The 23,043-nt window shown below is 56.1% G+C and carries 25 protein-coding genes; 10 read left to right on the top strand and 15 right to left on the bottom strand.

The window, feature by feature from the left end:
- Positions 1–29: 29 nt before the first annotated feature.
- From ispC to rpsB, 7 genes are all read right to left on the bottom strand, one after another.
- Positions 30–1,247, bottom strand: coding sequence for a 1-deoxy-D-xylulose-5-phosphate reductoisomerase (gene ispC, locus Q3Y66_RS02375; RefSeq protein WP_008959873.1), 1,218 nt, complete (start codon positions 1,245–1,247; stop codon positions 30–32).
- On the bottom strand, positions 1,244–2,074 hold the full coding sequence (locus tag Q3Y66_RS02370) for a phosphatidate cytidylyltransferase (protein ID WP_008959874.1): 831 nt from the start codon (positions 2,072–2,074) through the stop codon (positions 1,244–1,246). Before Q3Y66_RS02370 ends, ispC begins: the two co-directional genes overlap by 4 nt.
- Positions 2,067–2,855, bottom strand: coding sequence for a polyprenyl diphosphate synthase (uppS, locus tag Q3Y66_RS02365; protein ID WP_008959875.1), 789 nt, complete (start codon positions 2,853–2,855; stop codon positions 2,067–2,069). Before uppS ends, Q3Y66_RS02370 begins: the two co-directional genes overlap by 8 nt.
- A gap of 93 nt (positions 2,856–2,948) precedes the next feature.
- Positions 2,949–3,506 carry a ribosome recycling factor gene (frr, locus tag Q3Y66_RS02360; RefSeq protein WP_008959876.1) on the bottom strand — a complete coding sequence of 186 codons (558 nt, stop codon included), beginning with the start codon at positions 3,504–3,506 and terminating at the stop codon, positions 2,949–2,951.
- Between the two features lie 4 nt (positions 3,507–3,510).
- The gene (gene pyrH, locus Q3Y66_RS02355; RefSeq protein ID WP_008959877.1) at positions 3,511–4,290 is read right to left on the bottom strand and encodes a UMP kinase; all 780 of its coding nucleotides are present in this window, start codon (positions 4,288–4,290) and stop codon (positions 3,511–3,513) included.
- 179 nt (positions 4,291–4,469) lie between these two features.
- Positions 4,470–5,339, bottom strand: a complete 870-nt coding sequence (gene tsf, locus Q3Y66_RS02350; RefSeq protein WP_008959878.1) for a translation elongation factor Ts — start codon at positions 5,337–5,339, stop codon at positions 4,470–4,472.
- Between the two features lie 228 nt (positions 5,340–5,567).
- The gene (gene rpsB, locus Q3Y66_RS02345) at positions 5,568–6,317 is read right to left on the bottom strand and encodes a 30S ribosomal protein S2 (RefSeq protein ID WP_008959879.1); all 750 of its coding nucleotides are present in this window, start codon (positions 6,315–6,317) and stop codon (positions 5,568–5,570) included.
- A gap of 333 nt (positions 6,318–6,650) precedes the next feature.
- Here rpsB and map point away from each other — a divergent pair, with 333 nt between their 5' ends.
- The 7 genes from map (at position 6,651) to Q3Y66_RS02310 (ending at position 14,602) form a co-directional block, all read left to right on the top strand.
- Positions 6,651–7,442 carry a type I methionyl aminopeptidase gene (gene map, locus Q3Y66_RS02340; protein ID WP_008959880.1) on the top strand — a complete coding sequence of 264 codons (792 nt, stop codon included), beginning with the start codon at positions 6,651–6,653 and terminating at the stop codon, positions 7,440–7,442.
- Complete coding sequence (locus tag Q3Y66_RS02335; protein ID WP_008959881.1) at positions 7,442–10,117, top strand: [protein-PII] uridylyltransferase; 2,676 nt, start codon at positions 7,442–7,444, stop codon at positions 10,115–10,117. Before map ends, Q3Y66_RS02335 begins: the two co-directional genes overlap by 1 nt.
- A gap of 284 nt (positions 10,118–10,401) precedes the next feature.
- Positions 10,402–11,598 carry a succinyldiaminopimelate transaminase gene (gene dapC / locus Q3Y66_RS02330; RefSeq protein ID WP_008959882.1) on the top strand — a complete coding sequence of 399 codons (1,197 nt, stop codon included), beginning with the start codon at positions 10,402–10,404 and terminating at the stop codon, positions 11,596–11,598.
- Positions 11,599–11,629: 31 nt separating this feature from the next.
- Positions 11,630–11,974 carry a Spx/MgsR family RNA polymerase-binding regulatory protein gene (locus Q3Y66_RS02325; protein WP_008959883.1) on the top strand — a complete coding sequence of 115 codons (345 nt, stop codon included), beginning with the start codon at positions 11,630–11,632 and terminating at the stop codon, positions 11,972–11,974.
- A gap of 57 nt (positions 11,975–12,031) precedes the next feature.
- The gene (dapD, locus tag Q3Y66_RS02320; protein ID WP_008959884.1) at positions 12,032–13,057 is read left to right on the top strand and encodes a 2,3,4,5-tetrahydropyridine-2,6-dicarboxylate N-succinyltransferase; all 1,026 of its coding nucleotides are present in this window, start codon (positions 12,032–12,034) and stop codon (positions 13,055–13,057) included.
- A complete protein-coding gene (gene dapE / locus Q3Y66_RS02315; RefSeq protein ID WP_008959885.1) occupies positions 13,044–14,216 on the top strand; it encodes a succinyl-diaminopimelate desuccinylase in 1,173 nt (390 codons plus the stop codon). Before dapD ends, dapE begins: the two co-directional genes overlap by 14 nt.
- Positions 14,213–14,602 carry a hypothetical protein gene (locus tag Q3Y66_RS02310; RefSeq protein WP_035587449.1) on the top strand — a complete coding sequence of 130 codons (390 nt, stop codon included), beginning with the start codon at positions 14,213–14,215 and terminating at the stop codon, positions 14,600–14,602. Before dapE ends, Q3Y66_RS02310 begins: the two co-directional genes overlap by 4 nt.
- Positions 14,603–14,680: 78 nt before the next feature.
- Here the strand turns inward: Q3Y66_RS02310 and Q3Y66_RS02305 are convergent, their stop codons facing one another.
- Positions 14,681–15,220 (bottom strand): cold-shock protein, encoded by a 540-nt coding sequence (locus Q3Y66_RS02305; RefSeq protein ID WP_008959887.1) that lies wholly within the window; start codon positions 15,218–15,220, stop codon positions 14,681–14,683.
- A gap of 112 nt (positions 15,221–15,332) precedes the next feature.
- Here Q3Y66_RS02305 and Q3Y66_RS02300 point away from each other — a divergent pair, with 112 nt between their 5' ends.
- On the top strand, positions 15,333–15,581 hold the full coding sequence (locus tag Q3Y66_RS02300; protein ID WP_008959888.1) for a SlyX family protein: 249 nt from the start codon (positions 15,333–15,335) through the stop codon (positions 15,579–15,581).
- Between the two features lie 31 nt (positions 15,582–15,612).
- Here Q3Y66_RS02300 and ald read toward each other — a convergent pair whose 3' ends face one another.
- The 7 genes from ald to radC form a co-directional block, all read right to left on the bottom strand.
- Positions 15,613–16,731, bottom strand: a complete 1,119-nt coding sequence (ald, locus tag Q3Y66_RS02295; RefSeq protein WP_008959889.1) for an alanine dehydrogenase — start codon at positions 16,729–16,731, stop codon at positions 15,613–15,615.
- A 175-nt stretch (positions 16,732–16,906) separates the two neighbouring features.
- Positions 16,907–17,341 (bottom strand): thioesterase family protein, encoded by a 435-nt coding sequence (locus Q3Y66_RS02290; RefSeq protein WP_008959890.1) that lies wholly within the window; start codon positions 17,339–17,341, stop codon positions 16,907–16,909.
- 34 nt (positions 17,342–17,375) lie between these two features.
- On the bottom strand, positions 17,376–18,566 hold the full coding sequence (locus Q3Y66_RS02285; RefSeq protein WP_008959891.1) for a class I SAM-dependent rRNA methyltransferase: 1,191 nt from the start codon (positions 18,564–18,566) through the stop codon (positions 17,376–17,378).
- Between the two features lie 95 nt (positions 18,567–18,661).
- Positions 18,662–19,504, bottom strand: a complete 843-nt coding sequence (gene mutM / locus Q3Y66_RS02280) for a bifunctional DNA-formamidopyrimidine glycosylase/DNA-(apurinic or apyrimidinic site) lyase (protein ID WP_008959892.1) — start codon at positions 19,502–19,504, stop codon at positions 18,662–18,664.
- A gap of 157 nt (positions 19,505–19,661) precedes the next feature.
- Positions 19,662–19,817 carry a 50S ribosomal protein L33 gene (gene rpmG / locus Q3Y66_RS02275; protein WP_007111734.1) on the bottom strand — a complete coding sequence of 52 codons (156 nt, stop codon included), beginning with the start codon at positions 19,815–19,817 and terminating at the stop codon, positions 19,662–19,664.
- Between the two features lie 51 nt (positions 19,818–19,868).
- Positions 19,869–20,105 carry a 50S ribosomal protein L28 gene (gene rpmB / locus Q3Y66_RS02270; RefSeq protein WP_008959893.1) on the bottom strand — a complete coding sequence of 79 codons (237 nt, stop codon included), beginning with the start codon at positions 20,103–20,105 and terminating at the stop codon, positions 19,869–19,871.
- Between the two features lie 258 nt (positions 20,106–20,363).
- Entirely contained in the window at positions 20,364–21,038 is a 675-nt protein-coding gene (gene radC / locus Q3Y66_RS02265; RefSeq protein ID WP_008959894.1) for a DNA repair protein RadC, read from the bottom strand.
- A 172-nt stretch (positions 21,039–21,210) separates the two neighbouring features.
- Here radC and coaBC point away from each other — a divergent pair, with 172 nt between their 5' ends.
- Both coaBC and dut read left to right on the top strand, forming a co-directional pair.
- Entirely contained in the window at positions 21,211–22,548 is a 1,338-nt protein-coding gene (gene coaBC, locus Q3Y66_RS02260) for a bifunctional phosphopantothenoylcysteine decarboxylase/phosphopantothenate--cysteine ligase CoaBC (RefSeq protein ID WP_008959895.1), read from the top strand.
- Positions 22,545–23,003 (top strand): dUTP diphosphatase, encoded by a 459-nt coding sequence (gene dut / locus Q3Y66_RS02255; protein WP_008959896.1) that lies wholly within the window; start codon positions 22,545–22,547, stop codon positions 23,001–23,003. Before coaBC ends, dut begins: the two co-directional genes overlap by 4 nt.
- Positions 23,004–23,043 lie beyond the last annotated feature (40 nt).

Below are 23,043 nucleotides of genomic sequence, written 5' to 3'. Positions count from 1 at the left end.
CCGTGCTTAAAGACCAGCCCAGCGAATGCTTAAGCGGACCACCTTGTTACCAGTTCCAACGCCTGCTGTCGTGCCCATCGATCGGTTGCTAAAACGCTTTCAAGGCTATCGACCCGGCCTTCATAGGGGCGTGATAAGACGTCGGCCACCAGTTGTCCAATCGCCGTAAAACTGAGCTGACGCTGTAGAAAAGCATCAACCGCTATTTCATTAGCCGCGTTCAGTACTACCGGCGCCATACCGCCCTGTAGCATTGCTTCACGGGCAAGTCCCAAACACGGGAAACGGACTTCATCGGGGGCTTCAAAATCTAGCCGCGCCACCTGAAATAGATCCAGTGTTTCGACCCCAGCGTCAATACGTTCAGGCCATGCTAACCCATAGGCGATAGGTGTGCGCATATCGGGATTACCTAGCTGCGCAATCACCGAGCCATCATGATACGCCGCCATGGAGTGAATCACGCTTTGTGGATGTACCACCACCTGGATCTGCTCAGGCGTCGCATCAAACAGCCAGCAGGCTTCAATGAGCTCGAGCCCTTTGTTCATCAGCGTGGCGCTATCAACGGAGATTTTACGCCCCATTGACCAGTTTGGATGAGCACAGGCTTGTTCGGGGGTGACGTTATTAATATCAGCCTGACTCCAGGTACGAAAGGGGCCGCCGGAGGCCGTCAGCAACAGCTGGCTAATGCCGTGGCGCGCCAAGCCGCCGCGATGTTCTGCTGGTAGACACTGGTAAATAGCATTATGTTCGGAATCAATCGGTAATAGCGCCGCACCCGAACGCGAAACAGCGTCCATAAACAGTGCGCCGCTCATCACCAGTGCCTCTTTATTGGCCAGCAACACGCGCTTGCCCGCTTCGGCGGCGGCCAGTGCAGGCAGCAAGCCTGCTGCGCCCACGATAGCCGCCATCACGCAATCGACACTAGCGTCACGGGCAACCTCACACAGCGCCTCTGGCCCTGCGCTCACCTCGGTTGGCAGACCCGCACGCTTGAGCTCTTGGCGTAGCCAAGCAGCATCAACATCATCATCCAGCACAGCCACTGCAGGACGGTGCGTTAAACACTGAGCTAACAGGGACTCTTTTGAAGTATGCGCGGTAAGCGCATGGACGCTATAGCGGTCGGGATGGCGACCGATTACATCCAGCGTGCTAGTGCCGATGGATCCTGTCGATCCAAGCACCGTCACACGCTGCGTAGGTGGTTTAGTTTGCGGATGCTGCCGTTGGCTCATAGCGGCTGCCCCTGAACCAGCATCGGCATAAGCACTTCAAGATAAAACAGCGCAAATAGCGGAATCGCCGCCGTCAGGCTATCAATGCGATCCAGCACCCCGCCGTGGCCTGGCAGAAGCTGGCTTGAATCTTTGATATTGCGGTGACGTTTGAGCATGCTCTCCAGCAGATCCCCAAGCACAGAGGTCAATGTAACGACTGCTGTCACGAGGATAAGCGTGAGGCTACTGGCCATACCCAGTGATAGCCACACGGCAAACACAACGGCCAGAATAGCCGTCGCTGCTAAGCCGCCGTACACGCCCTCCCAGGATTTGCCAGGACTGACGCGAGGTGCCAGTTTGCGCTTACCCCAGTTGCGGCCTACAAAGTAGGCGCCGATATCAGCACACCACACCAGCAACAGCACAAACAACAGCCACGCCATACCGCTCTCACGCAGCACGTTAAAACCGACCCAGCAAGGCAATAGCACCCAAAGCCCCATCGCCAGTCGTCGCGAGATAGCTTGCCACTGCTGACCAGCGGCAGGGTAGCGAGTTACCCAGTAAAGATTAATTAACCAACCTGCAGCGGCCAGCCAAAGCGGCCATGCCGAGGTTGCGGCATCTATTAGCCACATCACCAGCATTAACGCCGCCATACCGGCCACTAGTTGAGCACGCTGCGCTGTGCGGGTGATACCGGCTAAATTGACCCACTCCCAGGTGCCGAGTAGCACAATCAGCGCCGTAAACAGCGCAAAGGCGCCACCGTCCAATCCAAACAGGCCAGCTAACACCAGCGGTGCTAGCCAAGCTGCGGTGATAATCCGCTGTTTAAGCACCTTGCGCCTCTATTTGTTCGTCCGTCATACCAAAGCGACGACGGCGCTGACAGAAGTCGTTTAATGCCGCATCGAACGCATCAGCACCGAAATCAGGCCATAGCAGCGGTGAAAAATGCAGCTCGGCATAGGCCATTTGCCAAAGCATAAAATTAGATAGCCGCTGTTCACCACTGGTGCGAATACACAGATCGATGGGCGGCACATTATCAATCCCCATCGCTTTATCAAAGCAAACTTCGTCAATATCCGAGGGGGCCAAATCGCCTGCCGCGGCTTGTTCGGCCAGGGTGCGCGCCGCGCGGGCAATGTCCCATTGGCCACCATAGTTGGCGGCAATCACCAAGTGCATGCCCGTATTCTGTGCAGTTAACGCTTCAGCACGCTGAATATGCTTTTGTATCGCATGGGAGAAACCGCGCTGTTCGCCAATAATCGAGAGGCGAACATTGCGCTCACTGAGCTTTTTGACTTCACGCTTAAGCGCCATCAAAAAAAGCTCCATCAACGCATTCACTTCTGCGGCGGGCCGCTTCCAGTTTTCGCTGGAGAAAGCGAACAGGCTGAGCGTTTGCACTTCGCGCTCGGCGGCCCGCTGTATCACTGCACGCACCGTTTCTACCCCCGCGCGGTGCCCACGGACGCCTGAAAGCCCACGCGCGCGCGCCCAACGATTATTGCCATCCATAATGATGGCGACGTGCGACGGCGGCGCCTCCCCGGCCTGAGTAAGCGCACCGGCATCGTCCGGCTGTTCTTCAGGAAGCTGCGGTGGCGTCATCAGTTCTTGCCCCAAAGGTCATTCATAAAAAAACCAGCCAGAGTGTGGCAAAACGGGCAGCATAAGCTGCCCGTGGCTGCATAAATCACAGGTTTATACCTGCATCAAATCCTGCTCTTTTGCAGTCAGCGCTTTATCGATCTCAGCAATATATTTATCAGTCAGCTTTTGGATGGCGTCTTCACCTTCACGCTGATCATCTTCGGTAATGTCTTTATCTTTCAATAACGACTTGAAATCACCGTTGGCATCACGACGTACATTACGCACCGCAACGCGGGCATTTTCGGCTTCGCTACGTGCTTGCTTAATGTAACCTTTGCGGGTTTCTTCGGTGAGCATCGGCATCGGCACCCGAATCACCGTACCGGCGCTGGCCGGGTTCAAACCAAGGTCAGAGGTCATGATGGCCTTTTCAATTTTCGGCACCATGCCTTGCTCCCACGGCACAATGCTCAGCGTGCGAGCATCTTCAACGTTAACCGACGCCACTTGGCTAAGCGGCACCTGGCTGCCGTAATACTCCACCGTAACGGCGTCTAAAATACTCGGGTGAGCACGACCGGTACGAATCTTGTTGAAGTTACTATTCAGCGCCTCAACGCTTTTTTTCATGCGCGATTCGGCATCTTTCTTAATATCGTTAATCACGTCATTACCCTCTGTATATCAGCGTGCCTTCCTTGCCCCCTACTACCATATTCAGTAGAGCACCAGGCTTATTCATATCAAATACCCGCACCGGCATATTATGGTCACGTACCAGGCAGATTGCGGTCAAATCCATCACGCCCAACTTTTGATCCAGGGCGTCATCGTAAGAGAGCTGGTCATACTTCACAGCATCTGGGTGTTTTACCGGGTCTTTATTGTAGACGCCATCCACTTTGGTCGCTTTGATGACCACATCTGCGTCCACTTCAATGCCGCGTAAACAGGCTGCCGAATCGGTGGTGAAGAAGGGGTTACCCGTTCCTGCAGAGAACAGCACTACGTCCCCGGAGGTTAAATAACGAATAGCGGTTCGGCGGTCATAATGTTCTACCACACCGCTCATCGGGATAGCAGACATCACCCGCGAACGGATGTTGGAGCGCTCTAAAGCGTCGCGCATAGCCAACGCGTTCATCACGGTGGCTAACATGCCCATGTGGTCACCCGTGACGCGATCCATGCCAGCTTCATTGAGCGCCGCGCCGCGGAACAGGTTGCCACCGCCAATGACGATACCCACCTGCACGCCAATGCCGACTAGCTGACCAATTTCCAGCGCCATCCGGTCAAGCACCTTAGGGTCAATACCAAAATCGTGTTCACCCATTAACGCTTCACCAGAAAGCTTGAGCAAAATACGCTTGTATTTTGACTTCGAACTCTCAGCTTTGCCTTTGCTGGGTGCTACGTGGGGGGTAGGTTCTTCAACATCACGTGACATGGCATCTCTCCTGAGGCAGACCTGAACACAGGCAGGCGGGGCAGCCCCTGTGTATAAAACTGACAACATATAAAACCGATAAAAAAAGAGCCGGTTATACTAGCATCAATTATACAGAGGCCGGATACGCGAAGGCGTGCGCTCGCGCGCACGCCATCTTCTTTCTGAAACCTCTGACCTCAGCGACGGCCAGCCTGTTCCATAACTTCTTTAGCAAAGTCGACTTCTTCTTTCTCGATGCCTTCGCCAACTTCAAAGCGCGTGAAACCAACCACTTCCCCGCCGGCTGCTTTGACGAATTCAGCAACGGTCTGGTTCGGGTCTTTAACAAACGGCTGCTCGGTCAGGCTGTTTTCAGCCAGGTACTTTTTCAAACGACCTTGAACCATTTTCTCAGCGATCTGCTCCGGCTTACCAGCCATATCCGGCTGCGCCAGAATAATCGCTTTTTCCTGATCCAACTGCTCTTGGGGCATGTCGGCAGGATGGGCAACCGCAGGATTGATCGCAGCTACGTGCATTGCAACGTCTTTAGCGACTTGCGAAGTGCCACCGGTCAGCACGGTTAGAACACCAATACGACCACCATGGACGTATTCACCTACTAAGCCACCGTCTGCAGCGTTAACAACCACGGCACGACGTACGCCGATGTTTTCACCGATTTTCTGAACCAACTGCTCGCGTGCCGTCTCCAGCTCGCCCGCCATCACGGCGGCAACATCTTCATTTTTTGCAGCGAAGAAAGCACCGACAATCTTGTCGGCAAACGTGATGAAGTTATCATCACGAGCAACAAAGTCAGTCTCGGAGTTGATTTCGACCATTACGCCGTAGCTGCCATCTTCCGCTACACGCGTTACCACAACACCTTCGGCGGCGATGCGGTCGGCTTTCTTAGCCGCTTTTAGACCTGAGTTTTTGCGCAGGTTTTCAATCGCAACTTCGATGTCGCCGTCGGTTTCGGTGAGTGCTTTTTTACACTCCATCATGCCGAGACCGGTACGTTCGCGAAGTTCCTTGACCTGAGAGGCGCTGATAGCTGCCATGAGAATTCACCTCTGAAATGGTTCTATGAGAGTTAAACGCAACACAGAGTATAGGCATGATAAATGACCATCATGTATCACACTGCCCTATGTCTCTCTGTATTGCGGGGCCGGTATTGAGTGCCGGCAAATTCGTCCGCTCAGACAGTTCATCTGTCGCGGGAAAAAGGGGGCATAGCCCCCTTTATCTTGATGCGGCACACCTGCTTACCGCACCCACTGCTGCGATTACTCGGCGGCAGTGTTGTCTTCAGCTGCAGCGGCCTCTTCGGTCACTTCAACAAACTCTTGTGCGTTGCCTTCTTTGGCACGACCACACGCATCCGCAATCGCTTTAACGTAGATCTGGATAGCGCGGATGGAGTCATCGTTGCCTGGGATTACGTAATCAACGCCATCGGGGTTGGAGTTAGTGTCCACCACGCCGATAACCGGGATACCCAGCTTGTTGGCTTCGTTAATCGCGATACGCTCGTGGTCAACGTCGATAACGAACAGTGCGTCCGGCAGGCCGCCCATGTTCTTGATACCGCCGATAGAACGCTCAAGCTTTTCTTGCTCGCGAGTTGCTACCAGGACTTCTTTCTTGGTCAGCTTCTCGAACGTGCCGTCTTCGCGCATGGTTTCAAGATCGCGCAGACGCTTAATCGACTGACGGATGGTCTTGAAGTTAGTCAACATGCCGCCCAACCAGCGATGGTTGACGAAGTGCTGACCTGCACGGTTCGCTTCTTCTTTAATTACCTTGCTAGCGCTGCGCTTGGTGCCAACAAACAAAATTTTGTTGTTGGATGCCGCCATCTTCTCGACCACATCGATCGCTTCATTCAGCGCCGGAAGGGTGTGCTCAAGGTTGATGATGTGAATCTTGTTGCGCGCGCCGAAGATAAATTTGCTCATCTTCGGATTCCAGTACTTGGTCTGGTGACCAAAGTGAGCGCCTGCTTTCAGCAGGTCACGCATATTAACGTGAGACATGGTAAAACTCCTCAAACTCGGGTTAGGCCTCCACGCACCCCATGGATCCGACCGTTGACCGCGTTAAACGCTGCCAGCGGCACCCGGGACCATGTGCCGGTGCATGTGTGTTTTTAAGGCTTGATAGTAAGCAGTGTGCTCTTTAATGGGCACGCTGCGGATTCATCGCCCTGCCCTACTGCCGTCTTTCCCAGCCAAGAAGCTCGGAATCACGATTGCAGGAAAGCGCGCGGCTTTATACCATAGATCATTGCCAAGATGAAGTCGCACCCCGTTTGACGGTCTTAAATTGCGCCATTCAATTTTTCCATTCTGAATCCATATCGAGTATTCATGAACGTTCCTATCAAGACGCCTTCTGAAATCGAACACATGCGCGAAGCCGGGCGCCAAGCGGCTAGCGTTATCGAAATGATCACCCCTCATGTCCAGGCAGGGGTCAGTACGGGGGAAATCGACCGTCTTTGCCACGACTATATCGTTAACGAACTGGGGTCGGCCCCGGCACCGCTGAACTACCACGGTTTTCCCAAGGCAACCTGCACTTCTATTAATCATGTGGTGTGCCATGGCATTCCCGATGACGCCAAGAAACTCAAGAACGGCGACATCATGAACCTGGACATCACCGTCAAGACCAAGGACGGCTATCACGGCGACTCCAGCGTGATGTTCGTGGTCGGTGATACTATTCAGGGCGAACGACTGTGCCGCATCACCCAGGAGTGCCTGTACAAGAGCATTGAGTTAGTAAAACCTGGCGTACGTCTTTCCGAACTGGCTCGAGTGATTCAAAAGCACGCCGAAGAGCACGGCTACTCGGTGGTGCGCGACTTCTGCGGACACGGTATCGGCGCTGATTTTCACGAAGAGCCGCAGTTTTTGCACTACGACGGCTACGCGCCGGACGCCGACATCAAGCTTGCTGCTGGCATGTGCTTCACCATCGAACCGATGATTAATGTCGGTGACTATAAAACCAAGGTACTGCGCGATGGCTGGACCGCCGTCACCAAGGACCGCAGTCTCTCCGCCCAGTGGGAACACACGCTGCTGGTCACTGAATCTGGCGTTGAAGTGCTGACCGCGCGTCGCGATGAAGACTTCAGTTTTTTGACCAACTGATGCTCCTTCACCACTACCGGTTTGAGCCGGACACCTCGCTTTTCGATTTAGACCTGTTTCGCACCGAGCTTGCTGGTTCGCGCTCCCCGGTCGCCCCTTTCAAAGCCGCGCTGCGCGAACTACAGGCACGCTTCGACGACCAGTTTCGCGCCGGTGCGGATATCCGTGACCTGGTGCGCGGCCGCGCCTGGTATCTCGACCAACTACTTGCAATTGCCTGGGCGCAGCATGAGTGGCCCGATGACGGCATCGCGTTGGTCGCAGTCGGCGGTTATGGCCGGGGCGAACTGCACCCGCACTCCGACATTGATCTGCTGCTATTGCTGGAGCAGGACGACGACACCGCTTATCGTGAACCGCTTACCGCCTTTATCACGTTTTTGTGGGATATTGGCCTAGAGATTGGTCACAGCGTGCGCTCGCTCAACGACTGCGAACGGGAAGCCGAAGCGGACGTGACCGTGATCACCAACCTGCTCGAATCCCGCTTGATCGCGGGGCCGGAGGCATTGCGCGACGCGATGCGCGAGCGCCTCAGTGCGGAACACATCTGGCCCGCTGACCGCTTCTTTGAGGCCAAGTGGCAGGAGCAGATCTCCCGCCACTACCGTTACAACAACTCCGAGTACCACCTGGAGCCGAACCTTAAAAGCTCCCCTGGCGGCCTGCGCGATATCCAGATGATTGGTTGGGTCGCCAAGCGTCACTTCGGCACCGAGCAGTACACCGACATCGTCGCTAACGGCTTTATGAACGACGCCGAACTACGCATCTTGAGCCAGGGGCAGGCGTTTTTATGGCAGGTACGCTACGCCCTGCATATGCTCACCGACCGCGCCGAAGACCGCCTGCTGTTTGACCATCAGCGCACCATTGCCGAAATGTTTGGCTTTCGCGATACGCCTGAGCGCCTCGCAGTTGAGCAATTCATGAAGCGCTACTACCGCCACGTCACCGCGCTCGCGGGCCTTAACGACATGCTGCTGCAGCATTTTGACGAAGTGATCCTGCGCGGCAAAGAGGCACTGGAAACCGTCAAGCTGAATGAGCGTTTCGAGACCAAAGGCGGCTATATTCAGGTTCGCTCGCGCAACCTGTTCAGCGAGCGACCGGCAGCGATGCTGGAGCTGTTTCTGTTGATGGCCAAGCACCCCGAAATTGAAGGGGTGCGCGCCGACACCATCCGACTGATCCGTGATCACCGCCACCAAATTGACGACCACTATCGGGAAGACCCGCGCCACCAGCGGCTGTTTATGGCCATTATGCGCGCCCCTGGCAACGTACCGCGCCAGCTTCGCCGCATGAACCGCTACGGCATTTTGGGCAAGTACCTGCCCGAGTTTGGCCGTGCCGTGGGACTGATGCAGCACGACCTGTTTCATATCTACACCGTCGATGCCCACACTTTGCGGCTGCTCAAGTTTCTGCATGGTTTCCGTAAGCCGGAAGCGAAAGGCGACTTCCCCGTGGCGGCAGCGCTGATGCAGCAGCTGCCCAAGCTGGATCTACTGTGGATTGCCGGGCTATTTCACGATATCGGCAAGGGCCGTGGCGGCGACCACTCGGAAATTGGCGCCCGGGACGTGGAACAGTTCTGCCAGCGGCATCACGTCTCGCCTCACGATACGAACTTGGTCAGTTGGCTGGTGGAGCACCACCTACTGATGTCGATGACCGCACAAAAGCGCGATATCAGCGACCCCGATGTGATTCGCGACTTTGCCCTGGTGGTGCGTAATGAAACGCGCCTGGACTACCTGTATGTGCTCACCGTTGCCGACATCAACGCGACCAACCCAACGCTATGGAACGGCTGGCGGGCGACACTGCTACGCCAACTGCATGCTGAGACCAAGCGCGCCCTGCGACGCGGCCTGAACAACCCACCTGACAGAGATGACTGGGTACGCGAAACGCGCACCGAGGCGCGCTCGCTGCTGCAAACCATTGGGATTAATCGGGCCCAAATCGACCAGCTCTGGGAGTCGCTAGGGGAGGATTACTTTCTCCAGTATGCGCCCAGCGAGATTGTCTGGCAGACCCAAGGCATCCTGAACCACAACCAGTCGCCGCTGCCGCTGGTACTGATCAGCGCGCCCACCGCCGACATGGCCGAAGGCGGCACCAAGGTGTTTATCCATACCCGTTCGGTGGATGATCTATTCGCTGCCACCGCTGCCGCCATGGAGCAGCTAGGGCTGTCGATCCACGATGCTCGCATCGCCACTTCCCACAATGACTGGACGCTGAATACCTTTATTGTGCTCGATAGTCACGGCCAGCCCATTCGTGACCCGAACCACATCGAAGAGATGCGCCAGCACTTGGTCGAAGAGCTGGATGACCCCGACGACTACCCCACTATCGTGACGCGTCACACGCCGCGCCAGCTCAAGCATTTTAAAGTGCCCACAGAAGTACTTATTGAGCAGGACCCGGCCAACGAACGCACGCTGCTAGAGCTAACCGCCCCAGACCGACCTGGCCTACTAGCCCGCGTGGGGCGGATCTTCATGGAGCAGGATATTTCCCTTTCAGCGGCAAAAATTGCCACTCTCGGCGAGCGGGTGGAAGACGTCTTTTTCATTACCACCAAGGCTGGCGAACCACTGACCGACCCTGAACGCCAACAGCAGCTACGCGAGCGGCTGATTGAGGTACTGGGGGTTTAAGCAGCTGCGCTCACATGCAAATAGCTAGGTGCGAGGGCAGGTGGAAGCGAGGATCTTTTTCCAGGGCCGGAAAATGTTCCTAACAATTCCGGCATTTCCGCCATCCATGGCGGTCAGATGTCGGAAGTAGCGCCCACGGACGGGTTCACAGCGCCCTCGCGGAAACCTGCCCTCGGCACCGGCAAGCCAGTTCACGAACCATGATCACCCAGTTAGGTTTGAGCCCGAACCGGGGCTTGCCTATAATCGTCGCCTTACGCCAGCCAGCCACTAACGGACACATCATGAACGCCGATCTCGACGCCCTGCATCCCTACCCGTTTGAAAAGCTGGCGGCGCTAAAGGCGACGCTCACTCCGCCCACCGAGCTCGCCCATATACCGCTGACCATTGGCGAACCACAGCACGCGCCCTACCCAGCAGCGCTTGATGCCCTAGTAGCGCACCAATTGGAAATGGCCCGCTACCCGGCCACCAACGGCCTGCCAGCGCTTCGTGAAGCCATCGCTAACTGGGCAACGCAGCGCTTTCAGCTACGCGACCTCGACAGCGAACAGCATGTCGTTCCGGTCAACGGCACCCGGGAAGCGATTTTTGCCTTTGTGCAGGCAGCCTTGGATCGCACACGCCCGGCGAAAGTCGCGGTACCCAATCCGTTTTATCAGATTTATGAAGGCGCGGCGCTCTTGGCAGGCGGTGAACCGCTCTATCTAGACTGCACCGCTGAGAACAATTTCCGACCTGACGTTAACGCTGTGTCCGCCGAGACATGGCGTGAAGTGCAGATCGTGTTTATCTGCTCACCGGGCAACCCCACCGGGGCTGTCACGCCCATTGAGGAGTTCAAGCAACTCATTGCACTGGCCGATGAGCACGATTTCATCATTGCCTCAGACGAGTGCTATTCGGAACTTTATCTGGACGAGACCGCCCCACCGCCCGGTCTATTACAAGCCTGCGCCGAACTGGGCCGTAACGATTATCGGCGTTGCGTAGTATTTCACTCGCTCTCCAAACGCTCTAACTTGCCCGGCCTGCGCTCGGGTTTTGTGGCGGGCGATGCAGCTCTGCTAACCCCCTTCAAGCGCTACCGCACCTACCACGGCTGCGCCATGTCGCTACCCATTCAGCACGCGTCAATCGCCGCCTGGCAGGATGAGCAGCACGTGCGCGCTAACCGCGACGCCTACCGGGAAAAATTTAGCGCAGTGACCGATGTGCTTGCGCCTGTCATGAGCTTCCCAGCGCCTCAAGCCAGTTTCTATCTCTGGCCCGCAGTACCGGGCGGCGATGACATCGCTTTCACCCAGCGCCTGTTTGCCGAGCAGCATGTAAGCGTATTACCCGGCAGCTTAATGGGCCGCACGGGGGCAAACGGCATTAACCCCGGCGCAGGACGTGTGCGATTAGCGCTGGTAGCCGAACTGGCGCCTACGCTGGAAGCGGCGCAGCGTATCCGTCATCTTATTGAGCGCGGTTAACCGCGATAACGCTTTGGTTCATGGAGGCTGTATGCTGACGCTCTATATTATTAATACCTGCGACACCTGCCGTAAGGCGCGAAAAGCCTTGGAAGGCAAAGGTATTGCGTTCAAGACCTACGACCTGCGCAAAGATGGCCTTTCGGCGGGTCTGCTTGAGCATATTTTAGAACGCGTACCGCTTGTCGATGTCGTCAACAAACGTAGCAAAACCTGGCGCGACCTCCCTCAAGAAGAGAAAGATGCCTTTGATACGTCAGCTCGCCAGATGCTGGTGAAACATCCCACGCTACTGAAGCGACCGCTACTAGAAGTAGACGACTCAACCATGTTGGTTGGCTACCGCGACGGCGATTACGACAAGCTGAGCGGTTAGTCGCTAGCCGCACTCATTCTTCATTCTCCACCTTTCATCACTACAGGACACTCTCTTATGCTGAGCTTTGCGCTTGGAATTGGCACCCAAAACACTCAGGGCGATTGGCTGGAAATCTACTACCCGGCACCGCTATTCAATCCCGATGCGAGCTTGGTAGCCGCTGCTCAGCAAGCGCTGGATGCGCCGCAAGGCAACGCTGCGATTAGCTTTTTGCCTGAAGACTGCACACACCTGGCAAAAGCCTTAGAGGCCGCTGGCCACTCCGCTCAAGCAGAGCTCGCTGAAGCGCTTTCCGCTAGCCAGCGCCCGCTGGTGGCCATGTTTCTGGACACCGACCAGCCACCACAGACCGCTCCCGAGGTCTACCTCAAGCTCCATTTGCTTTCCCACCGTTTAGTAAAGCCCCACGGGCTGGACCTGACCGGCATGTTTGGTCTGCTACGCAATATTGCCTGGACCAACGAAGGCGCGATCGATATTGAAGAGCTGCCTGCACGCCGCTTGAAGGCGCGCATGGCGGGGCGCGCGCTCTCCGTGGACTGCGTCGACAAATTTCCCAAAATGACCGACTACGTGGTGCCTACCGGTATCCGCATCGGCGACACTGCCCGCGTGCGTCTTGGCGCTTACTTGGGCGAAGGCACCACCGTGATGCACGAAGGCTTTGTCAACTTCAATGCAGGCGCCGAAGGCCCCGGCATGATCGAAGGCCGCATTTCGGCGGGTGTAATGGTCGGCAAAGGTTCAGACCTCGGCGGCGGCTGCTCGACCATGGGCACCCTCTCCGGCGGCGGCAATATCGTCATTAAAGTCGGCGAAGGCTGCTTAATCGGCGCCAACGCTGGCATCGGCATTCCCCTGGGTGACCGCTGCACGGTGGAAGCGGGTCTCTATATTACTGCTGGCTCCAAAGTAACGCTGCTGGATGATCAGGGCCAGGAAGTAAAAACCGTTTCTGCCCGCGAGCTGGCAAGCCAGGACGATCAGCTGTGGCGCCGCAACTCGCAGAACGGCCGCATTGAGTGCCTGACCAACAAAAGTGCCATCGCCCTGAACGAGGCGTTGCATGCCCACAACTGAGCCTGAAGCGCTGTCGCCGACGCTGCAACTTGCCTTTGAGCTGCTCAGCCGAGCCTCGGTAACGCCGGACGACGAAGGTTGCCAGGAACTCATGATCGAGCGTTTAACAGCGCTCGGTTTCAATGTTGAGCGGCTGCCATTTGGCGATGTAAAGAATTTTTGGGCAGTGCGCGGTCATCACGGCCCCGTCGTGGCTTTCGCGGGCCACACCGATGTGGTGCCCAGCGGCCCTTATATCAACTGGCAGTACCCCCCGTTCGAGCCCTGCATCGACGCAGAGGGAATGCTGTGCGGGCGTGGCGCTGCCGATATGAAAGGCAGCCTCGCTTCCATGCTGACCGCCGTTGAACGCTTTGTCGCGAATCATCCAGAGCACGACGGCCGCATTGCCTTTCTGATCACTTCCGACGAAGAGGGCCCGGCGGTCGACGGCACCCGCGCGGTGGTTGAACATCTTCGCGAGCGCAATGAGCGCCTCGATTACTGCATTGTCGGCGAGCCTTCGTCCACCGATCGGCTGGGTGATGTGATCAAAAACGGACGTCGCGGATCGCTCGGCGCCACGCTACACATCAAGGGCGTGCAAGGCCACGTGGCCTATCCGCATTTAGCACGCAATCCTATCCATCAAGCGATGCCAGCACTCGACGCGCTAGTCAATGAGCATTGGGACGCGGGCAACGACTTCTTCCCTGCCACCAGCTTTCAGATTTCTAACCTGCGCGCAGGCACCGGGGCCACTAATGTGATTCCTGGCGATGTGGAAGTGGTGTTTAACTTTCGTTTCTCCACCGAGGTTACCCATCATCAACTTCAGTCGCGCACCGAGGCCATTCTCGACCAGCATGGATTGGAATATCAGGTAGACTGGACGCTCAACGGCGAGCCGTTTTTAACCGCGGAAGGCGCGCTGGTTGACGCCGCCATTAAAGGCGTTGAAGCAGTGACTGGCGAGCGCCCAGCGCTTTCTACCAGCGGCGGCACCTCGGATGGCCGCTTCATTGCTACCCTGGGCGCTCAGGTGGTCGAGCTAGGCCCGCTGAACGACACCATCCACAAGGTCAATGAGCGCGTTCGCGCTAGCGACCTCGACGACTTAAGCCGGATTTACGAAGCGACGCTGCAAGCGCTGCTCATCTCCGGCGAGGTAAACGTATGATGGAGCGTTATCCCGATATAGAAATCTACCTGGCTAGCGTCTCGCTGGAGGCACTCAATGAGTGGCTAAAAAGCACGCTAATCGCACCGCCGCTCAGCCCGACAGGCAAAGGCAAATGGCAAACCCGAGGGCAGTATCAGGGCGACTGCGTGCCGGTATTATTAGTAGACAAAGCCGCCGATGGCTTTGCCAGCCTATGGTTTGATAGCAACCACACCCCTTGGATGACCGACCAAGAGTGCGCTCAGCAAGCCGCAGAGGCGCTTCAGACCGAGGTGCGATGCTCACTGGGCAGCTGGAACCCCGGCGATGACCCTGACCGCTTCTGGCAAGTGCTTCCAGGCGGCAAAGAGGGAGCCATCGAGTGGCCTGATTCGGGTCGTTAACAGACCCTATAAACGTAAACGACCCCGCCGAAGCGGGGTCGTTTACTATCCTACGATCAATTTAGCTAGTCGTTAAGCTTACTCAATAATACTCACATCGTCGGCCTGCAAACCACGCTCATTTTTAATCACGTGATAACGCACAATTTGGCCTTCAGCTAACATACGCGGGCCACGGCCGCGAATGGCGCGAAAGTGTACAAAGACATCTTCACCATTATCGCGGGTAATAAAACCATAGCCTTTGTTAGTATTGAACCACTTCACTTCCCCCTCTTCACGGCCATCATTGGGGTCAATGATATCTTCTTCCTCATCATCGTCCATGGGAGCAGCCGCTTGAGGCTGGCGCGCTGCAGGCTTAGGACGTGCTACCACATCAGACGCCACCACTACTGAGGGCGCAAAAGCAGCAGACGCTAATGTGCCAATACACAGAACAATAAAACACCCGATAGCAACAGCAATATAGACACCGCTACTGTCTGCCAACACCTCCATTAATTGCTCGGCGAGGGCACTATTGGTTAAACGAACAATCCCCGCCAACAGAAGTGGCGTGGGGGCGGCAAGTAATACACTGATTAAGAAACAGCGAAACACAACTTTTGGGTTCATAGAAAATAAAAGCTCTCTTGTTGTATGGGTAACAGACGAAGGACAATACCCGCACTATCAGGCCCATTCCCAATAGCACTGGCATACTACTACATAAGGTTGCAATGTTATCATGACCCACGAATTATCGCCTGCCGAGCTAACCCAGCTTGTTGAATCTTTAGAAAACCGCTTAGCGCATCAAGAGCACTGGCTGGACACGCTGGACCAAGCGGTGATTCAGCAGGAGCGCCGCCTGGAAAAACTGGAACAGTTGAGTGGGCTGATGCGCGAACGCCTGCGCGAGCAGCATCAAGCACTTCAAGCAAGCGAACCTCAGGGCGGCCAGCGCCCCGAGGATGAACTTCCGCCACACTATTAAGCCAATGATAGCGCCAACGACTGCATATTTATTAACCTCCGACAACACTTGCGGGATTACTACTTTCTAGCCCAAAGGCGTCTGCCACGGCTTGATAAGTAACTTGGCCAGCATGCACATTAAGCCCGGGCAGGAAGTGCGGGTCGTCACGTAGCGCTTGCTGCCAGCCTTTATCCGCCAGGGCGAGCACGAAGGGCAGCGTGGCGTTAGTCAGCCCCTGGGTAGAGGTGCGGGCCACGGCGCCGGGCATATTGGCGACGCAGTAGTGAACAATGCCCTCAACGATATAGGTCGGTTCGGCGTGGGTGGTGGGCTTGCTGGTTTCAAAACAGCCGCCCTGATCAATCGCCACATCGACCAACACGCTACCAGGCTTCATATCAGCTAGCATGCGGCGAGTGATCAACTTAGGTGCAGCGGCGCCGGGCACTAGCACCGCGCCAATGATCATATCCGACTCACGGGTAGCCGTTTCAAGTGCATCGGCGGTGGAATAAACCGTTTTGATGCGTCCCTGATAGCGGTCATCCAACACTTCCAGCCGCGCTAGGGATTTATCCAGAATGGTCACTTCCGCACCCAACCCCAGCGCCATGCGAGCGGCGTTTTCCCCGACGACGCCACCACCGATAACCGTCACTTTCCCCGGCGCCACACCGGGCACGCCGGGCAGCAGCACGCCTGCACCGCCCTGGGCTTTTTCCAGGCTATGGGCACCGGCTTGAACGGCCATTCGCCCTGCTACGGTGCTCATAGGCGCAAGTAGCGGCAAGCCGCCGCGGGCATCAGTAATCGTCTCGTAGGCAATACAGGTGGCGCCGCTTTTCATTAATCCGCGGGTGAGGGGCTCTTCGGCGGCCAGGTGAAGATAGGTGAACAGAGTATGCTGTGGAGTGAGCCGCGCTACCTCGTCAGGCTGGGGCTCTTTCACCTTGAGGATTAGCTCGGCATTGCGCCACAGTGTGTCCACATCGGCTTCGACCTGAGCACCGGCGGCCTGGTAATCGGCATCGGTAAAGCCAGCGCCTTCACCGGCACTAGCTTGAACGCTGACCTGGTGACCACGACCGGCTAACTCTCGCGCACCAGTGGGCGTCAACGCGACACGATACTCGTGGTTTTTGATCTCTTTGGGGACGGCGATTTTCATTGGTTTTTTCTCTGTGCTTTTAAAGGTCAGTCGTCTTGTTAAGCAAATTACAGCACAGCTAACGTTGACCACCACCCCAGCAAAGCAAAACAAAAAAAACGCCAGTTAAGGCGTTTTTTAGGAGAAAAATCTAACGATTGCCGGTTCTGCACGAAAAATTCCACTCTTCTTTCAATCACTCAACGATAACGGCGCCGCCATAGATGCGCCGATACTCCTCGGGCAAGCGTTTGGGCCGCCCCGTTGAGAGCGCCACGCAGGCAAAGCGCGTGCGGGCATAAAGCAGTGTTTTGGAATCGCTGGTACGCGCTAGTTGAAAACGCCGCGTCAGACTGAAGCGTTCATCGCAATCGACAATCCAGGTCGCCAACTGTAGCTCATCGCCTGCAAAAGCAGGTGCGAGGTAGTCCAGTTCATGACGGTGAACCACCATCGCACGGTCAAGCTCTCGGTAACGCTCAAGCGAGAGGCCGAGCGCTTCAGAGTGCGCCCAGCTAATCTGCTCAACCCAGCGCAGGTACTCGCTGTTGTTAACGTGCTGATAAGCATCAATTGCCTCATCAGCGACACGGATATCGATCACAAAAGGATCGGGCAGCGCCCACTCCATCCTTGGCTCCTCTTTATCCTGACTCTCGTGTGAATTAGTCGCGGAACACACGCACTCCCAACGCTTTCAGGTAAGACGTTTCAGGAATGGCTGGGTGTACTGGGTGATCAGGGCCTTGATGGCCTTGGAAAATCACCTGGCCATGGCGATCCTGGTGGCGAACGGCGCCACGGACCACATCCATCAACCGCTCGGGCGCTAGGTGCATTGAGCAGGAGGCGGACATCAACAGGCCGTCGCGACCCAGCAAGCGCATGGCTTCGCGGTTCAAGCGGGCATAGGCACGCTCGCCGTTAGGGATATCCTTACGCTTTTTGATGAACGCAGGCGGATCAAGAATGACCACGTCAAACTCCTCACCCTCTGCCTTCAATGCTGCTAAGGCTTCAAATGCATCGCCTTCACTAACAGCCACTTTTTCCTGAACGCCATTGAGCTCGGCGTTACGTGCAACCTGATCTAGCGCTGGACCCGAAGAGTCTAGGCAAATCACCTCTTTCGCGCCGTGAACGGCTGCCTGCACACCCCAGCCGCCCACGTAGCTGAAGACATCCAGCACGCGCTTACCGGCCACTTGGCGATTGAGCCATTCTCGATTAACACGGTGATCGAAGAACCAACCGGTTTTCTGGCCATTAAGTACCGGCACGACAAAACGTGCACCGTTCTCTTCCAGCACCACTTCGTCAGGCAACGTGCCCTTGATAACGTCAACGTGGGCCTCGAGACCTTCCTGACGACGACCGCCAGTGTCATTACGGAAAACGATCACTTCAGGCTTGACGACTTTTTCAAGCGCATCAACAATCTCATCAGCCAACGCCTGCATGCCAGCCGTATTGAGCTGCACGACGAGAACATCGCCAAAACGATCAATCACCAAGCCTGGCAGCAAATCGCCTTCACCGTGAATCAAGCGGTAATACGGCTGCTCATAAAGACGCTGACGTAGTGCCAGCGCTTGGTTAAAGCGGTGCACAAACAGCGAACGATCCAAGCGCATTTCAGGGTCACGTGACATGACGCGGGCCGCGATTAAGGAATGGGGATTAACGTAAGCCACCGCCATGACTTTTCCGTTGGAGGCTTCTACCAGGGCGGTTTCGCCTGCCGCAAAGTTTTTCAGCGGCGTCTCTTTGATATCTACTTCATTGGAGTAGATCCAGAGATGGCCCGCTTTCAGGCGGCGGTCAGCATTTTTATTCAGGCGCAGGCGTTGGGTCACAGCAATCTCCAAAAACTTTGTTTTAAAAACCTAGGCAAAGCAAAAATTAGCCAAGGCAAAACGTCAGTAAAACATTAGCACTTATTAGGCAGGCATTAGCGCTGGCAACCGGGGCAAAACACACTGGCTCGCTGGCCTAGCGTAATGCGGCGAAGCTCCGCGCCGCAGCGCAAACAGGGCTGACCGTGGCGGCCGTAAACATTTAGCCGCTGAGCAAAGTAGCCGGGCTCACCCTGGCCGCTAACAAAGTCTCTCAGCGTAGTGCCGCCCTGGGTAATCGCCGCTGCCAATACCTCTTTCACAGCCAAGGCGAGGGCATCATAGCGGGCGCGGGACACTCTCCCCGCTGCACGGCGCGGATCAATACCCGCCATAAACAGCGCTTCCGCAGCATAAATATTGCCCGCACCCACCACCACCTGGTTATCCATCAGAAATGGTTTTACCGCCACGCGTTTGTTGCGCGAAAGCGTGTAGAGCCATTTACCGTTAAACGCATCAGACAGTGGCTCTGGGCCCAAATGAGCAAGCCGTTTATCCTGCGCTGCGTCTGCGGCCTGCCAATCCACAAAGCCAAACCGACGAGGGTCGTGATAGCGCAATACATAGCCGTTAGCGGTGACCACATCGACATGGTCATGCTTTTTAGGCAAATCCCCCACCTGGGCAATACGCAGGCTGCCCGACATGCCCAAATGCCATAACAGCGTGGCGCCAGCATCATCTGCAAGCGCGCTAACCGGCTGAATTGGAATCTGCAGATATTTTGCCCGCCGCTTCAGTACGCCAATGCGTGCGCCCACCAACCGCTCGGCCAAGTCATCCGGCACGGGTACGCGTAGCCGCGGCTGACGCACCAGCACTTCGGTGACTTCCTGACCTTCAATATAAGGCGCAATCCCGCGGCGGGTGGTTTCAACTTCGGGGAGTTCGGGCATATTTAAGCATCGTAACGGCTTGTGATGACAGCCTAATGAAGATGGGTTCGCTAGGCATGCTGCGCATAAAAAGCATGCATGCAAAAACCCGGCTTGAGGCCGGGTTTTTGAACAGACGCTAGCCTGCAGAGAAAGCCGATCATCATCGCTTACGCGATTACTTGATCTTGGCTTCCTTGTAGATAACGTGCTTACGGACAACCGGGTCGAATTTCTTGAATTCGAACTTATCCGGGGTATTCCGCTTGTTCTTATCAGTAGTGTAGAAGTGACCTGTACCGGCACTAGACACCAGCTTGATTTTATCGCGCATGGTTTAATCCTTCCAAAATGCTTGGTCCGAAACGCTTGGCCATAAGCTGGCTTAGATAGCGTCGCCGCGCTTACGAATATCAACCAACACTGCGTCGATACCGTTTTTATCAATAATGCGCATTCCTTTAGTGGAAACGCGCAGCTTGACGAAGCGGTTTTCAGACTCAACCCAAAAACGATGGGTATGCAGGTTCGGCAAGAAACGACGACGTGTCTTACGCATTGAGTGTGAAACGTTATTTCCAGTTACCGGACGCTTGCCGGTAACCTGACATACTTTGGACATTAGAGCCTCCAACTGCTTGGCCAGGATATAAGAACCTGAGTGTTCAAAACTGTCGGGCAAACCGGAGCAGGGAAGGTGTCGGCGCCGTTAACCGCCAAGCTTTATCCAAATCCGTTATTCAACCCAAGTTTAAAGGTGGCACTTTATACCAGAGCACCCGACTAGCAGCAAGCAAAACCCACTAAAAAGGTTAAATAAACGCCTTTTTGCTCATTTAACTTAGATAATGTCGCGCAATGTACTCCGCGTCGATTCTGCTTATAGCCAGCCACGCTCGGCAAAAGAGACCACTTCTCCATCTCCCACCACGAAATGATCCAACACGCGCACTTCAAACAGTGCGAGCGCGTCTTTTAAGCGTTCGGTGATTCGTCGATCAGCATCGCTTGGCTCTGCCACACCCGATGGGTGATTGTGAGCCAGGATAACGGCGCCAGCGCTAAGTTCTAAAGCGCGCTTGGCAACTTCGCGGGGGTAAACAGATGCGCTGTCTAGGGTACCGCGAAACAGCGATTCATAGCGAATAATTCGGTGCTGTGTATCCAAAAAAAGCACAGCAAACTCTTCATGACCTAAATGACGCAGCTGGGAGCTCAGATAATGGCGCACCAAGGCAGGCGATGTCAGTGCATTGCCACGCGCCATTTGGCTAGCCAAATGGCGCCGCGACAACTCAAGCGTAGCCTGTAGTTGGGCATACTTAGCGGTACCTAGCCCATGGGCAGCGCAGAAGCTTGCTTGATCAGCCTCCAGCAGTTGGCGTAAGCCACCAAAGCTTGTGAGCAAATCCCGCGCCAAATCAACCGCTGAGCGCCCCTGCACGCCGACGCGCAAAAAAATCGCCAGCAACTCCGCATCTGAAAGCGCCTGGGCGCCTGTGTTTAATAACTTCTCCCGCGGCCGCTCACCCTCTGGCCAGTGATTGATTCCCATCGCACCTTCCCGCGTTGTCCGCCTTTGGTAATTAACGCAAACCGCCTTCAAACCTAATCACGCGATCAACCTCAGTAAACCTAGCTTACCCTTGTTTCCTCTCAATATGCCAAATTGGTGGTGCCAGTGGTATGGTAAGCCTCCTCACGAACGCTGATGCGGATGACTGAACATGGCTTCTGTTGCTGACACAACAAGCACCCCGATAAACGCTTTCACCGCTGCCTCAACACTCGTCGGCAAACGGGTGCTACTCGGGGTTAGCGCGGGTATTGCTGCTTACAAGAGCGCGTTGCTTGTGCGCCTGCTCAAGCAAGCGGGCTGCGAGGTGCGTGTAGTGATGACCGATGGGGCTCAGGCCTTTATTACGCCGCTCACCCTGCAGGCACTCTCCGGTGAGCCGGTGCGCACTTCCTTACTCGACCCGGAAGCCGAAGCAGGCATGGGCCATATTGAGCTCGCCCGCTGGGCGGATATAGTACTCATCGCCCCCGCTACCGCCGACTTAATCGCCCGCTTGGTGCACGGCATGGCTGATGATTTGCTTACCACGCTCTGCCTAGCGTCAGAAGCGCCTAAGCTAATTGCCCCAGCCATGAACCAGGCAATGTGGCGCCACCCTGCCACTCAGCGCAATGTGGCGCAGCTTCAACAAGATGGTTGGCAGCAGATAGGCCCCGACGCGGGTGATCAAGCCTGTGGCGATGTAGGGCCTGGCCGCATGAGTGAGCCTGAAGAGATATTTAGCGCTGTGATGGCACTGTTTGCAGCGCAATCTTCTTCTCATTACGGCTCCTCCGCCAGCGCTTCTCATGTAGTGATCACCGCTGGCCCAACTCGCGAGCCGCTGGACCCAGTACGCTATATTTCCAATCACAGTTCGGGAAAAATGGGCTTTGCGTTAGCCGCAGCGGCAGTGGCGCAAGGCGCTAAGGTGACGCTGATCAGCGGGCCAGTTAACTTACCCACCCCGCCGGGCGTTACGCGGATTGACGTTGAGTCAGCCGAACAGATGCACAGTGAAGCACAGCGCTTAGCGCCCCAAGCGGCACTGTTTATCGGCTGTGCGGCGGTGGCTGACTATCGTGCGGCAGCCCCCGCCGAGCACAAGCTCAAGAAGCAGGACAATAGCGACACTCTCACCCTAACCCTGGTGAAAAATCCTGACATTATCGCCAGCATAGCGGCGCTTCCCGCTGGGCAGCGCCCGCTGGTAGTTGGCTTTGCCGCCGAAACCCAAGAAATAGAGCGCTACGCGCAGGATAAACTGCAGCGCAAAGGGCTGGATATGATCGTGGCTAACGATGTTTCCCAGGCGGGCCTCGGGTTTGGCAGCGACCAGAATGCCGCATGGTTACTGTGGCGCACCGCAGAAGGTGTTGAAAGCCGGGCGGAAGCCCCCCAGCCGAAAACCCAGCTGGCCGCTACGATCATTCACCAGGCGCTCGCCCTGCTATCGACGACAGCACCTGAAACAACTTCTACTAACGCTTCTGGAGAATCCCAATGAGTGCCCGCCCCCGCCTGCAGTGCAAAGTGTTAGATGAACGCTTGCACGACTATCTCCCCACCTATGCAACGGCAGGCTCTGCAGGCATGGATCTACGCGCCTTGCTGGACGCGCCGCTGACCTTAGCGCCCGGCGACTGCCAGCTCGTGCGCACGGGCATTGCCATCTATATTGAAGACCCAGGCTTAGCAGGCATGATTCTGCCGCGCTCCGGTTTGGGGCATAAGCACGGTATTGTGCTGGGCAACTTGGTCGGCTTGATCGACTCCGATTACCAGGGCGAGCTGATGATTTCGGTCTGGAACCGGGGCCAGAGCGACTTTACCCTTGCCCCCTTCGACCGCCTGGCACAGTACGTGCTTGTGCCTGTTGTGCAAGCCGAACTCGCTCTTGTGGACGCGTTTGAAGACTCCCTGCGGGGCAGCGGCGGGTTTGGCAGCACCGGCAGTCAGTAGCTATTAGCAATAGCCATTAGCAGTAGCGATTGGCAGGACG

The sequence above is a fragment of the Halomonas sp. HAL1 genome (assembly GCF_030544485.1).
GTDB lineage: Bacteria > Pseudomonadota > Gammaproteobacteria > Pseudomonadales > Halomonadaceae > Vreelandella > Vreelandella arctica.
This window is presented reverse-complemented; position numbering and strand designations above follow the sequence as displayed.

What these genes read in the sequence shown, in the direction of transcription:
- ispC (WP_008959873.1), bottom strand. Translation starts at nt 1,247, where the DNA reads ATGAGCCAACGGCAGCATCCGCAAACTAAACCACCTACGCAGCGTGTG.
- uppS (WP_008959875.1), bottom strand. Translation starts at nt 2,855, where the DNA reads ATGACGCCACCGCAGCTTCCTGAAGAACAGCCGGACGATGCCGGTGCG.
- pyrH (WP_008959877.1), bottom strand. Translation starts at nt 4,290, where the DNA reads ATGTCACGTGATGTTGAAGAACCTACCCCCCACGTAGCACCCAGCAAA.
- tsf (WP_008959878.1), bottom strand. Translation starts at nt 5,339, where the DNA reads ATGGCAGCTATCAGCGCCTCTCAGGTCAAGGAACTTCGCGAACGTACC.
- rpsB (WP_008959879.1), bottom strand. Translation starts at nt 6,317, where the DNA reads ATGTCTCACGTTAATATGCGTGACCTGCTGAAAGCAGGCGCTCACTTT.
- map (WP_008959880.1), top strand. Translation starts at nt 6,651, where the DNA reads ATGAACGTTCCTATCAAGACGCCTTCTGAAATCGAACACATGCGCGAA.
- Q3Y66_RS02335 (WP_008959881.1), top strand. Translation starts at nt 7,442, where the DNA reads ATGCTCCTTCACCACTACCGGTTTGAGCCGGACACCTCGCTTTTCGAT.
- dapC (WP_008959882.1), top strand. Translation starts at nt 10,402, where the DNA reads ATGAACGCCGATCTCGACGCCCTGCATCCCTACCCGTTTGAAAAGCTG.
- Q3Y66_RS02325 (WP_008959883.1), top strand. Translation starts at nt 11,630, where the DNA reads ATGCTGACGCTCTATATTATTAATACCTGCGACACCTGCCGTAAGGCG.
- dapD (WP_008959884.1), top strand. Translation starts at nt 12,032, where the DNA reads ATGCTGAGCTTTGCGCTTGGAATTGGCACCCAAAACACTCAGGGCGAT.
- dapE (WP_008959885.1), top strand. Translation starts at nt 13,044, where the DNA reads ATGCCCACAACTGAGCCTGAAGCGCTGTCGCCGACGCTGCAACTTGCC.
- Q3Y66_RS02310 (WP_035587449.1), top strand. Translation starts at nt 14,213, where the DNA reads ATGATGGAGCGTTATCCCGATATAGAAATCTACCTGGCTAGCGTCTCG.
- Q3Y66_RS02305 (WP_008959887.1), bottom strand. Translation starts at nt 15,220, where the DNA reads ATGAACCCAAAAGTTGTGTTTCGCTGTTTCTTAATCAGTGTATTACTT.
- Q3Y66_RS02300 (WP_008959888.1), top strand. Translation starts at nt 15,333, where the DNA reads ATGACCCACGAATTATCGCCTGCCGAGCTAACCCAGCTTGTTGAATCT.
- ald (WP_008959889.1), bottom strand. Translation starts at nt 16,731, where the DNA reads ATGAAAATCGCCGTCCCCAAAGAGATCAAAAACCACGAGTATCGTGTC.
- Q3Y66_RS02290 (WP_008959890.1), bottom strand. Translation starts at nt 17,341, where the DNA reads ATGGAGTGGGCGCTGCCCGATCCTTTTGTGATCGATATCCGTGTCGCT.
- mutM (WP_008959892.1), bottom strand. Translation starts at nt 19,504, where the DNA reads ATGCCCGAACTCCCCGAAGTTGAAACCACCCGCCGCGGGATTGCGCCT.
- rpmG (WP_007111734.1), bottom strand. Translation starts at nt 19,817, where the DNA reads ATGCGCGATAAAATCAAGCTGGTGTCTAGTGCCGGTACAGGTCACTTC.
- rpmB (WP_008959893.1), bottom strand. Translation starts at nt 20,105, where the DNA reads ATGTCCAAAGTATGTCAGGTTACCGGCAAGCGTCCGGTAACTGGAAAT.
- radC (WP_008959894.1), bottom strand. Translation starts at nt 21,038, where the DNA reads ATGGGAATCAATCACTGGCCAGAGGGTGAGCGGCCGCGGGAGAAGTTA.
- coaBC (WP_008959895.1), top strand. Translation starts at nt 21,211, where the DNA reads ATGGCTTCTGTTGCTGACACAACAAGCACCCCGATAAACGCTTTCACC.
- dut (WP_008959896.1), top strand. Translation starts at nt 22,545, where the DNA reads ATGAGTGCCCGCCCCCGCCTGCAGTGCAAAGTGTTAGATGAACGCTTG.